The organism is Nocardia niwae NBRC 108934 = DSM 45340 (genome assembly GCF_001613465.1).
Classification (GTDB): Bacteria; Actinomycetota; Actinomycetes; order Mycobacteriales; family Mycobacteriaceae; genus Nocardia; species Nocardia niwae.
In genome coordinates, this window is the sequence record NZ_BDCK01000035.1 from 60,540 (window position 1) to 72,174 (window position 11,635).

The following is an 11,635-nucleotide window of genomic DNA, read 5'->3' on the forward strand; positions in this document are numbered from 1 at the left end:
TGCTCGTAAGACTCGCACCCGAATGGGCCGGAAGTGTGCTCGGGCGGCGGACCCTCGGTTCGCCGGTCCGGGTGGCGCGCGTTTACTCGGGCGACGACGTCCGAAATGGCGGGGTGCACGCGTCTCTTGCATCGGCCTTCGGATTCGGCCACCGAGGCATGAGGCGGATCGGGAAGAGTCGTTGTGTGACGCCTGGCGCACCGGCCCGCTGCGAGTCGGCGCTTGCCGCCGCTGCGGATGATGCAGCCGCGGAATCGCCGCGGGCCACCCCTCCCGCGAAGCCGCCGCCGGCACTGCCGCCGAGCGCTCCGTGCTGTCCCGGCGGCGAGCAGCTGTCCCGGCGGCGAGCACGTTCTCCGCCTCTGTCGCCTTTGCGCACTGCTCATCGACCCCGTCGCCGGCAGCGGCCGGATGCTTCACTCCATCCCGGATCGGCGCGTGCGCCGGACTCCACGCGTGCTCGTGGGAATGACCCCGGCGACACAACGGATCCCACGCGGGTGAGAAGCGGCGGGTGCGCCGTTATTCTCCTGAGATGGCCCGAAGTTGGAACGCCCTCGGCAAGCAGATCGGTCTCCTCGCTCGGCAACAGGGTCCCAAGATCGTCAAGCAGCAGGGTCCCGGGCTGGTCGACCGGCTCGTGGGGTCGCTGGCCCAGCGGCGCGCGAACGGTGGCGTCACGGTGCGGCCCGCCGCGTCCACGCCGGTCCCCACCGCCGAGCGGGCCCGGCAGATCGTCTACTCGCCGCAATTGGACGGCCGCGCGGACCCCGGGGAGATCGTCTGGACCTGGGTGCCGTTCGAAGAGGACCCGGCCAACGGCAAGGACCGGCCCGTGCTGGTGGTCGGCCGCGACCGTCGCACGCTGCTCGGCCTGATGCTGTCGTCGAATCCGGAACGCGAGTACGACCGCAATTGGATCGGCATCGGCAGCGGGTCCTGGGACCACGACGGCCGCCCCAGCTGGGTGCGGCTGGATCGGGTGCTCGACGTACCGGAAGCGGGCATCCGCCGCGAGGGGGCGATCCTGCCCCGCAAGACCTTCGATCTGGTCGCCCACCGGCTCTGCGCCGAGTACGCCTGGCACTGAGCACCGCCATGTCTCGCGTGCTCGCACCGACCAAGATCGCCATGCTGGTCACCGACGTCGGTTTCCTGCTCTACTGGGCGATCGCGTTCGCGCAGGTGATCCCGCCCGAATGGGCGTACAAGGACTACACCGACCCGATCCTCAGCGACTGGAACTACTCGTTCGTCGTGCTGGACCTGGCCGCGAGCGCCACCGGCCTGGCGAGCCTGTGCCGCGCGCCGGGCAGTCGCACCCTGATGACCGTCTCCCTGACACTGACCAGCGTCGCCGGGCTGCAAGCCCTCGCGTTCTGGACGTTGCGCGGCGATTTCAGCCCGCTGTGGTGGGCGCCCAACCTCTTCCTGCTGCTGTTCCCCGTGCCCGCCTTGGTCACCCTGGTGTGCGACGGCCCGCAGGAGCGAGCGGCGAGCTGACGATGCCGCCGCGCCCGCGGGCCGATCGCCGCCGGACGCGCCGGTCAGGAGATCATGTCGCGGGAGCGGCCGAACAGCAGGCCGTACAGCAGCGCCCCGAGACCCCCGCCGATCAGCGGGAACACGATGAATGCCCAGACCTGCCCCATCGCACCGTCTTGGTAGGGCGCCACAGCGAGGCTACGGGCGGGATTGACCGAGGTGTTGTCCACCGGAATCGACACCAAGTGGATCACCGCCAGCGTGACGCCGATGGACAGACCCGCAAGCGGCACGTCGGAGAGCTGGTCGGTGGACGAGAGCACCACGAAGACCAGCAGCGCCGTCAGCATCACCTCGACGATGATCGTGGCGGCGATCCCGAACCCGTTCTGCAGCACCACCTCGCCCATGGGTCCCCGGATCGCCGACGGACTGTGCTTGCCCCATCCGTTCGCGCCCAGACCGTCGACCGAACGGTCGTACGACGGCAGGTTCTTGGCCAGCGCGAACAGCACGAGGCCGGCGAGCAGCCCGCCGATCAGCTGTGAGATGACATACCCCGCCGCGGACACGCCGCTGAGCCGGCCGAGCAGCAGATGCCCCAGGGTCACCGCGGGGTTCACGTGGCAGCCCGAGATCGGCCCGATCGAGTAGACGAGAAACATCAGCGACAGACCGAAGCCCAGCGCGACGCCCAGCGGGCCGACCTTCTCCCCCGCCAGCACCGCGGTGCCGACACCACCGATCACCAGGACGAAGGTGCCCAGCGCCTCGGCGCCCCACTTCTTGCTCTCGGGGATCGGTTTGTTCTCGACAACCTCTTCGACCACTTCCTGGGCCGTTGGAGACATCTGTCCACCTTCCGCGTTCCAGACATGTACTCGGACGAGTCGTGGTACCGCTTCGACAACAGAGCCGCTCGGAAAGCAACGGTTGCTCTCAGGACGCTACGCGAGTCGGGTGATCTCTACAACGACTTCGGGACCGGTCGGTCCGCCGTCGGAGAGACGTCGGGCAACGGCGGTTCGGGCGCGGAAACTCACTGTTCGACCAGGTAATTCCAACTCCGCATCGTGGCCGTGCGCTAGGTGTAACCCGCCTCGACCTTGCCGTTGAGCCTCCGGCAGAGATGCGGAACCGGACATAGCTGAGGTGTATCGGCTCATCCTCGCCATGCCGGTGACGCGGCACCGGGGGCACGCAACCGCCCGCCATGCCGGACGCGATGAGGTCTGGTCTCCCGGGCTGGAATCAGCCGGCCATCTCGCTGCCGGACGGATCGAAACATCCGGTTGCCCGGCGGACGGCAAGCTCGTCACCCGTGATTCGACCGGTCGGGTGTCGATTTCGTGTGCCGGAGGACGACTGGTAACCTCGACCTTCGGCGCTGCGTTACCCGTTCACCTCGGGTATGTCGCGCGCTCGACGAACTTTCCCAGGACAGACCTACCAGACAGGAACACGAGGAACCGGCGTGGCCAACATCAAGTCCCAGCTGAAGCGGATCCGCACCAACGAGGAAGCGCGCAAGCGCAACCAGTCGGTCAAGTCCGCGCTGCGTACCGCCATCCGCGGCTTCCGCGAGGCCGCGGCCACCGGTGACAAGGAAGCCGCCGCCGAGCGCCTGCAGTTCGCCAGCCGCAAGCTGGACAAGGCCGCCTCGAAGGGCGTCATCCACGCCAACCAGGCCGCCAACAAGAAGTCGGCTCTGGCGCTGGCCTTCAACAAGCTCTGATCCACCCGGTACCGCACGCCGGTACCGCTCGTGCTGTGACGCAGCCGCCGTGGCCTCGATGACCATGGCGGCTTTTGTCGTGCCCGGGCGGCAACACCGCCTGCGAGGCCCTTCTAGCTGGGCTTTCGAGATTCGGCCCACACCGTGTCAGACGTTCCAGCTACCATTCCGCGCATGGTAACCGTGTATGCCAATCAGACGGTCGTCCGCGCTGAGGATCTGCCGGATGTGATCCGCGCGGCCGAAGTGCTCGGATTCGGACTGAAGATCGAGAATGTGCTGGTTCCCGACGACGACGGCGGTTACTCGCTGGAGTGGATCGTCACGCGCGACGAGGACGTGCCCGCCTACGAGGAGTGGGAAGGCCGCTACGAGGACGCGGAGGACGACGGCGAGCTGGTCCTGAGCTCCGCCGAGTGATTCCCGGTCACGGTGCGTCCAGTGCGGCGACGAGCCGGTCCAGCGCCGACTGGGATTCCGCGTCCGCGGCGCGGTAGATGACGATCCGCTGGTCGGGATCCTGCACGGGCATCAGCACCTCGTAGCTGACGACCAGCGGGCCCACCAGCGGATGCCGCAACGGCTTTTTCCCCCGCCCCTGCACCCGCACGTCGTGGCGCGCCCACGCCTGCTCGAACTCCGCGCTGTACTCGGTGAACTCGGCGATCAGGTCGGCCAGTGCCCGGTCGTCCGGGTGCGCGGCCCACGCGGCGCGCAGATCCGCGATGCCCTCCCGGATGATGCGTTCTCGTTCGACATAGAAATCCCGCATGCTCGGGTCGAGCAGGCACAGCCACATGGAGTTGCGCTGCCGCTCCGGGAGTGCGCCGAAATCCGTGATCAACGCCGCCATCTCCCGATTCCAGGCCAGGATGTCGTAGCGGTGGTTGACCAGCATCGCGGGCAGCGGCGACAGGTCGCACACCAGCATGGCCAGCGCGGGGGCGGGCACCGTAGCCGGCTTACCGTGGTCGGGCTGCCGCTGGAGCGCCAGATCGAACAGGTAGGCGCGCTCGTCGTCGTTCAGGCACAATGCCCGCGCCAGCGCGTTCAGCACCTCCACCGACGGCCGCAGGCCCCGCCCCTGCTCCAGCCGGACGATGTAGTCGGTGCTCACGCCGGCCAGCTCGGCGACCTCTTCCCGCCGCAGTCCCGGCGTCCGGCGCGTCTGCCTGCGCTGCGGCAAGCCGAGATCGGCCGGCGTCAGACGCTCCCGACGGGCCCGGAGGAACGCCGCCATCTCCTGCACTCGATCCGCGCCGCTCGCGGGCCCCGCCTGGCTACGCACACCTGCACCGCCCGCCCCGGGAGCGCCGGCCTGGGCCGAATCTCCGCCGCCCGCGACCCCGCCGGGTTGACGCGGGCTGCCACCGCCCGGCCCGTGACCGGGGCGCCGAGTCGTCGAATCCATGCCGCTCCCCGGCCCACCGTGGTCACCTGGGCGGCCACCGCCCGGCCCACGATCGGGGCGCCGAGTCGAAGCCGCTTCCCCTTCGGAGCCGCCGTTGTCACGCAAGCCGCCACCGACCAGCCCCCGGTCCGGACGTCGGGTCGGATCCACACCGCTGCCAGGTCCGCCGTGATCACGCGAGCTGCCGCCACCGGGCCTGAGGTCGCGACGCGGTATGGGGTTCACCGTGCCAGTCATCACCTTGATCCTACGGCTGCCTAGGACCGGCCTTCCCAGGATGAAGCTTCCCTTACTGGGCCGCGCGCGCCGTTGAAAACTGTCTTTCGACAACACGGCATCGCGAAAGCAAGGAGCTGGACATGTCCGGAACCCGCACCCTCGACACCTACCGGCTGCTCGGCCGCTCGGGCCTTCGGGTGTCTCCCCTGTCCCTGGGAACCATGACCTTCGGCGCCGACTGGGGCTGGGGCGCGGACCGGGACGAAGCCCGCAAGATCTTCGACACCTATGTCGACCGAGGTGGCAACTTCATCGACACGGCCAACCAGTACACCAACGGCACCTCCGAGCAACTGCTCGGCGAATTCACCGCGGGCAACCGCGAAAGCCTGGTGCTGGCCACCAAATACACCATGCTGCGCCGCCCGGGCGACCCGAATTCCGGCGGCAACCACCGCAAGAGCATGGTCGGCTCGGTGGAGGCCAGCTTGCGCAGGTTGAACACCGATTACATCGACCTGCTCTACCTGCACGCCTGGGACTTCCTGACCCCCGTCGAGGAAATCCTGCGCGGTATGGACGATCTGGTGCGCTCCGGCAAGGTGCTCTACGTCGGCATCTCCGACGCACCGGCCTGGCAGATCGCGCGCATGCAGACCATCGCTGATCTGCGCGGCTGGTCACCGCTGATCGCCCTGCAGATCGAGTACAGCCTGATCGAGCGGACCGTCGAACGTGATCTCATCCCGATGGCCCGCGAATTGGGCCTCGGTGTGATCCCGTGGTCGCCGCTGGCCAGCGGCGTGCTCACCGGAAAGTACAGTCGTGCCGACCTCGACCACGAAGTGGACGGTTCGCCCGAGGGCACCCGCAAGAACGTGGCCGCCGCCAACGGCTCGCTCACCGAACGCGGGCTCGCCATCGCCGACATCGTGCAGCAGGTCGCCGGCGAGATCGGGAAAACCCCTTCGCAAGTCGCGCTGGCCTGGACCTTGCGTGATCCCGCGGTCACGTCGCCGATCATCGGCGCACGCACCGCGGCTCAGTTGGAGGACAACCTGGGCGCCCTCGACGTGGAGTTCGAGGCCACCCAGCTCGCCCGGCTGGAACAGGCCAGTGCGGTGGAACTCGGCTTCCCGCACGAGTTCCTGAGCCGCCCGATGACTCAGAGCGTCACCTTCGGCGACTTGAAGATCGAAGGACGCGGCTGATCATCGCTCCGCGCCGAGACGTGGTCTCCGCCTCCCGTGGCGCGGAGGCCACACGGTGCGGAAAACACACTCCGATCAATTCGGGCCCGCCACAACGTCCCTATCGGTGACAGCACCGACCACGGAGGATGACGATGGACCTGGACAAGATCACGATGTGGACGCGCGCCGAACGTCTCGCGATCGCCGATTTTCTCGACGACCTGGACGACCAGGAGTGGACGACCCAGTCCCTGTGCCAGGGGTGGACCGTGCACGACGTCTTGGCCCATCTGACCCTGTCCAATCGGGTCACCCTCGGCGCCACTGTCGCCGGAATCCTCCGCGCGCGCGGCGACTGGAACCGGATGACGGAGCGGATGGCATGCGACCGCGCGCGTCGGTACTCACCTGCCGTGCTGATCGCGCAACTGCGGGAAGGCGCCGGATGGACGCGCCGCGCGCCAGGGGCCGGTCCACTGGATCCCCTGGTGGACACGATGATTCACGGGCAGGACATCGCCCGTCCGCTCGGCCGGCGGCACCTCGTGCCCGTCGAACAGGCCGTCGTCGGACTGGAACACGTGCTACGCAGCCGGTTCTACGGCAGCCAGCAGCGGCTGCGCGGACTGCGCCTCGTAGCCACCGACGCGGAGTGGTCGTCGGGGACCGGGACAACGGAGATCAGCGGCCCGCTCAGCGATCTGCTGCTGGTGGCCACCGGTCGCACGGCGGGTCTCGCCGGGTTGACCGGCACGGGCGTAGCACGGCTCACCATGGCGTTACAGCTCGCGCATTGACAGCCTGTAACGAACCAAAGTTGTTTCTCGACAGTAACTTTGGTTGCCCGACTGGGCTACCGAGATCACAGTGAGGAACCCGCGCACGATGTATCGCTTATCGCGCAACCTGATTCGCACTGCCCTCGGCACTGTCGTGGTCGGCGCCGCCCTGATCGCGGGCGGCGCTACCGCCTCGGCGGCGCCATTGCCCCTGGACGCCCCATCGACGCCCGCCACGACATCCCCGATCGGGTCCGATGGCACCGGCTCGGCGGGGTCCGGGTCCGCAGGCCCCGGAACGGTCCTCTGCTGGCTGCTGCACCCCAGCCCGACCTGCCAGATCTGAGTGCCTGCGTAAGCGCTGATCGTTCGAGCTGATAGTTCGAACGCATGGATGTCGGCGGCCGATCGACCCGGGTCTCGCTCAGCCTGCCCCATGCAGGTCGAGGACGCGGGTGAGGGCGTGCTCCAACGCGTAGCCCGTATCGGCGGCGCCGCCTTTCACATCGGCGTTCAGGGCCGCCACGACCTGGAGGGCGGAGCCGATGGTCGCGGGGGTCCAATTGCGGGCCTGAGCTTGCGCCTTCTTCACCTTCCACGGCGGCATGCCGAGTTGCTGGGCCAGTTTGAACGGGTCGCCGCGGCCCGCCGAACCGACGCGCGCGATGGTGTGCACCGAGTCGGCGAGCGCGTCGGCGAGCAGGACGTGCGGCACACCGCGGTCGTTCGCCCAGCGCAGCGCCTCCATCGCGCCCGGGCGATCCCCCGCCACCGCGAGTTCTGCCACGTCGAATCCGGAAACCTCGGCCTTGCCGGAGTAGTAGCGGCGCACGGCCGCCACGTCGATCTTCCCGCCGGTGTCCGCGGCCAGCTGCCCGCACGCCGCCGCGAGTTCACGCAGGTCCGAGCCCACCGCCTCGAGCACTACTTGGACGACTTCACCGGGCACCCGCACGCCTGCGGTGCGGAACTCACCGCGCACGAACTCGACGCGCTCGGCGGCCTTGGTCAGCTTCGCGCAGTCGTGCGTGACGGCCCCAGCTTTCTGCAAGGCAGGCGCGAGCGCCTTGGCCCGGCCGCCCCCGGAGTGCAGAACGACGAGCACGACACCCTCGGGCGGACTCTGCGCCGCCTCGGTGATCACCGCGACCGCGTCTTTGCCCGCCTCGGCCGCCGCCTCGAGGATGATCACCCGGTCCTCGGCGAACAGCGACGGGCTCAGCAGTTCCGCCAGCTCCGCGCTGCTGGCGTCGCCCGCGCGCAGACGATCGACCGGCACCGCATCCGGATCCGGCGCCAACGCCCGGACCTGCCCGGTCAGCGTGCTCAACGCCCGCTCGATCAGCAACTCTTCTTCCCCGAGCACCAGGTGCACCGGTGCTGGTCGCTCGCTCACGACAGCGCTTCCGCGATACCGGAGGGCTCCGTGCTCGACGGCATTGCCGTATTGCTCTGTTCGCCGCGCTCGTCCACAGCCCGATCCTACGATCCGTGACCGACACCCCACTGACCCCAGGGCACCGGATGCCGGGGCGATGTCCGCCGGTCATCGCGAACTCGTCACGCGTAGGTGTCCATCGCCGCCGGAGACTACGAGGTCGCCTTGCCGGTCCGTACGCACCACCGTCGCGCCGAGAGCGGACAGTTCGGCCAGAACGGCGGGGTGGGGATGTCCGAAAGTGTTGTCGGCGCCGACGCTGACCAATACCAGGCGGGGACGCACCGCATCGAGGAATTCCTTTGTGGTGGTGCGGGAGCCGTGATGCGGAAGTTTGAGGATGTCGGCCCGGATGGGGATCCCGGCCCGCATGAGCGCCCGCTGCGCGGACGCCTCGATGTCGCCCGTGAGCAGGATGCGGCCCGCGGGCGTGCGGGCGGTGACCACCACCGAACGATCGTTGGCGTCCTCGGTTGCGGCGCCCCGGACCGGTCGAGGGCCGTTTTCGGACGGCGCGAGCACCTCGAGCTCGATCGATCCGAAATTCAGCAGGCGTCCGGCCGACAATTCCAGCAGCGGCACTCCGGCGCCTCTGGCGACGGACACGACCTGGGTCAGACCCGAGACGGGGGCGCGCACGTCACCCGACGGCCGCACCGATCTTTCGCTCACGTATTCGTCTGCCCGACAAGCCAGTTGCGTAACGCGGCCGTACCCCTCCGGAGCCGGTGCCGGCGGGGAACCACATGCGTGGCCGACCTCCGGAGGCACCCGCCCGGATTCGCCGGGTGGAACAGGTGACCGAAGCCCGTCGAGTTCGTGCAGGCCGACGGCTATCGCGTCGACCGCGCGACCATGCAACGCGCCGGCGAGCCCGTCGATGTGATCCGCGTGCGGGTGGGTGAGGATCAGCAAGGGGATACGCGAGATGCGCAACCGGTCCAGGCAGGTACGGATCGGGCGCTGGTCCGGCCCGGCATCGATGACGACCGCCGCGCCGGGGCCGACCGACAGAGCGAGGCCGTCTCCTTGTCCGACATCGCAGGCCGCGAGCAGCCACCCGCCGGGCGGCCAGCCCGGGTGCCAGAGCCGCACCGGTATCAGGACCACCGCGACACCGAGCACGACCACGGCGGCGACCCGCCGCACGGCTCGGGCGCGCAAGCCAGCGACCGCGACCGCCACGACGACGCTCGCGATCATCCCGCCCACCGCTCCGCGCGGCACCGTGACGGATGCGCCGGGCAGTGCGGCCGCGTGGCGCGCCACCCACAGCAACCACCACAGCGGCGGCACTGCGCAGCGCAGGACCAGGTCGGCGAGGGGTGACCACAGGCTCGCCAGCACCGCGCCGGCCGCCCCGGCGACGGTGACCGGCGCGATGACCGGGGCGACGAGCACATTCGCCAGCACCGCGACCAGGCTGAGCCGACCCGTGAGCGCGATCACGAGGGGCGTCGTGACCACGAACGCCCCGGCGGACACGGCGACCGTCTCGGCGGCCACCCGCCACCATCCCCGGGCGCGCAGCCAGTCGGCCCAGCTCGGCGCCAGCAGGATCAGGCCGCCCGTCGCGACGACCGACAGCGCGAACCCCGCGTTGACGGCGAGGGCGGGCCACAGGGCGAGTAGCGCGATGATCGCGGCGCACAGCGCGGGCAGCGCCTGCTTGCGCCGCCCGGTGAGCACGGCCAGCAGAGTGATCGCGCCCATCGCACCCGCGCGCAGCACACTCGGATCCGGCCGCGCGACAACCACGAACATGAGCAGGGCGGCGGCAGCAGCGGCCGCCGCGGCGCGCGGACCGAACGTCAGCAGGCGCACCACGAACAACACGACGGCAAGCAGGATGGTGAAATTCGCCCCGCTGACCACGGTCAGGTGCTGCAGCCCGGCGATCTCGAAGTCCTCGCGCACTTGCTCGGACAGCGCCGAGGTGTCCCCGACGACGAGCGCCGGTAGCAGCCCGGCGGAATCGGACGGCAACGCGCGCAGGGCCGATGCGGCGAAGTCGGCGCGCACCGCATCGGCGCCGCGCTGCCACCAGGGCAGCGGCCCGGCAGCGGCGGGCGCTCCCTGCGCATGAAGCGTGGCGAGGGTGAGGTCGGACCGACGCGGCTGTTCCACCCGGGCGCGGAACGCGACCGGCCCGCCCGGTGACAAGTCGGCCCACTCCGGACCGGAAGCCAGGACGACCACGGCGCCACCGGCGCGGACCGTCACACCGCCGCGCCGGTACTCTCGCAGATCCGCGCGGACCATCCATTGCCGTTCCGCGCCGGACACTTTGGCGCGCAAGCGCTTCGGATCGTCCGTCGGCGTGACCACCACATGCACGGACTGTCCCGCCGCCGCCCGCAGCGGATGGGTGGCCACGCCATGTTCCCGCCATGCGGCCGCGGCTGCGAACCCCGCGCCGAGTAGTACAGCCGCGAGCGCCACCACCGCTACGGCCCGCCGACGTTCGCCACGGTGCGCGAGGGCCCACAACAGCAGGACCCACAGCCCGATGGCCGCGACCGTCAACGCGACCGCCGCCGCCACTCCCGCCCGCCACCCCGCCGTCACCGCCACGATGGTCGCCCCCCAACAGCACAACGCGGCGGGCAGCAGACGAGCATCCAAGGCCTGGAGTGTGCCGGGTTCCGCCGAAGCGCCCTCTTTCGGATCTCGGATGCCTTCGGCGCTCGTGCCGGCCGCAGACTTCGCGCGAGATCCGATCCACCGGCGAACCGCATCGATCGAGCCGCCGGTGTTCATACCCGCACCAGATCGCGCAACCGGGCCAGGCGGGCCGGACCGATGCCGTCTACCTCGCCGAGTTGCTCCACCGACGTGAAGCGGCCGTTGGCCGTCCGCCAGCCGACGATGGCGCGGGCGGTGACCGGCCCGACACCGGGAAGCGCGTCGAGTTCGGATTCGGAGGCCGTGTTGAGGTCTATCCGGCCCGCTGGGCTCGACGGCCGGCTCGGTGCGGCGGCAGACCCGGACGACGGGCGCCCGCCCGCACCGATCGTGCTGCTCCCCTGCTGCGGCGCGCCGGAGTTCGGCGCGACCGGCCCCACCGACACCTGGTCGCCATCCGACAGCCGCTGCGCCAGGTTCAAGCCGGTCGTGTCCGCGCCTGCGCTCGGGCCGCCCGCCGCGGCGAGCGCATCCGCGACACGCGAACCTTCGGGGAGGCGGACCAAGCCGGTGCGCTGGACCAAGCCGACCACACTGACAACGAGTTCGGCCGTCGGCGGACCGGGTTCGGCACGCATCGGCCGCCTCTCGGCGGCGCTCACCGACGCGGCGGCGCCGGGTGTCGCCGACGCGGCGGCGCCGGGTGTCGCCGACGCGACGGCGCCGGGTGTCGCCGACGCGACGGCGCCG

At 70.1% G+C, this 11,635-nt stretch carries 12 protein-coding genes; 7 read left to right on the top strand and 5 right to left on the bottom strand.

The genetic code is table 11. The features are described from left to right. Positions 1–535 precede the first annotated feature (535 nt). Together NNI01S_RS24945 and NNI01S_RS24950 are read left to right on the top strand one after the other, a co-directional pair. Complete coding sequence (locus tag NNI01S_RS24945; RefSeq protein WP_063022572.1) at positions 536–1,090, top strand: type II toxin-antitoxin system PemK/MazF family toxin; 555 nt, start codon at positions 536–538, stop codon at positions 1,088–1,090. Positions 1,091–1,098: 8 nt separating this feature from the next. Continuing rightward, positions 1,099–1,503, top strand: a complete 405-nt coding sequence (locus NNI01S_RS24950; RefSeq protein ID WP_063022573.1) for a DUF5360 family protein — start codon at positions 1,099–1,101, stop codon at positions 1,501–1,503. Between the two features lie 44 nt (positions 1,504–1,547). On the opposite strand, the gene NNI01S_RS24955 is transcribed toward NNI01S_RS24950, so the two are convergent. Next, positions 1,548–2,336 (bottom strand): aquaporin, encoded by a 789-nt coding sequence (locus NNI01S_RS24955; RefSeq protein WP_063022574.1) that lies wholly within the window; start codon positions 2,334–2,336, stop codon positions 1,548–1,550. Between the two features lie 623 nt (positions 2,337–2,959). Here NNI01S_RS24955 and rpsT point away from each other — a divergent pair. Together rpsT and NNI01S_RS24965 are read left to right on the top strand one after the other, a co-directional pair. Further along, positions 2,960–3,220, top strand: a complete 261-nt coding sequence (gene rpsT, locus NNI01S_RS24960; protein ID WP_063022575.1) for a 30S ribosomal protein S20 — start codon at positions 2,960–2,962, stop codon at positions 3,218–3,220. A 174-nt stretch (positions 3,221–3,394) separates the two neighbouring features. Continuing rightward, positions 3,395–3,640, top strand: a complete 246-nt coding sequence (locus NNI01S_RS24965; protein WP_063022576.1) for a hypothetical protein — start codon at positions 3,395–3,397, stop codon at positions 3,638–3,640. Positions 3,641–3,647: 7 nt separating this feature from the next. Here the strand turns inward: NNI01S_RS24965 and NNI01S_RS24970 are convergent, their stop codons facing one another. Next, positions 3,648–4,508, bottom strand: a complete 861-nt coding sequence (locus NNI01S_RS24970; RefSeq protein ID WP_357993473.1) for a helix-turn-helix transcriptional regulator — start codon at positions 4,506–4,508, stop codon at positions 3,648–3,650. A 482-nt stretch (positions 4,509–4,990) separates the two neighbouring features. On the opposite strand from NNI01S_RS24970, the gene NNI01S_RS24975 reads away from it, so the two are divergent. The 3 genes from NNI01S_RS24975 to NNI01S_RS34750 all read left to right on the top strand — a co-directional run bounded on the left by NNI01S_RS24975 (position 4,991) and on the right by NNI01S_RS34750 (position 7,168). Continuing rightward, positions 4,991–6,061 carry an aldo/keto reductase gene (locus NNI01S_RS24975; protein WP_063022578.1) on the top strand — a complete coding sequence of 357 codons (1,071 nt, stop codon included), beginning with the start codon at positions 4,991–4,993 and terminating at the stop codon, positions 6,059–6,061. Between the two features lie 134 nt (positions 6,062–6,195). Next, on the top strand, positions 6,196–6,840 hold the full coding sequence (locus NNI01S_RS24980) for a maleylpyruvate isomerase family mycothiol-dependent enzyme (RefSeq protein WP_063022590.1): 645 nt from the start codon (positions 6,196–6,198) through the stop codon (positions 6,838–6,840). An 88-nt stretch (positions 6,841–6,928) separates the two neighbouring features. After that, the gene (locus NNI01S_RS34750) at positions 6,929–7,168 is read left to right on the top strand and encodes a hypothetical protein (protein ID WP_157114958.1); all 240 of its coding nucleotides are present in this window, start codon (positions 6,929–6,931) and stop codon (positions 7,166–7,168) included. 78 nt (positions 7,169–7,246) lie between these two features. On the opposite strand, the gene holA is transcribed toward NNI01S_RS34750, so the two are convergent. The 3 genes from holA to NNI01S_RS24995 all read right to left on the bottom strand — a co-directional run. Next, positions 7,247–8,218 carry a DNA polymerase III subunit delta gene (gene holA / locus NNI01S_RS24985; protein WP_063022579.1) on the bottom strand — a complete coding sequence of 324 codons (972 nt, stop codon included), beginning with the start codon at positions 8,216–8,218 and terminating at the stop codon, positions 7,247–7,249. A gap of 150 nt (positions 8,219–8,368) precedes the next feature. Then, positions 8,369–10,885 (bottom strand): ComEC/Rec2 family competence protein, encoded by a 2,517-nt coding sequence (locus NNI01S_RS24990; protein WP_063022591.1) that lies wholly within the window; start codon positions 10,883–10,885, stop codon positions 8,369–8,371. Positions 10,886–11,016: 131 nt separating this feature from the next. Further along, positions 11,017–11,635, bottom strand: a 619-nt coding sequence (locus NNI01S_RS24995) for a ComEA family DNA-binding protein (protein WP_218019257.1), incomplete at its 5' end; no start/stop codon positions are given.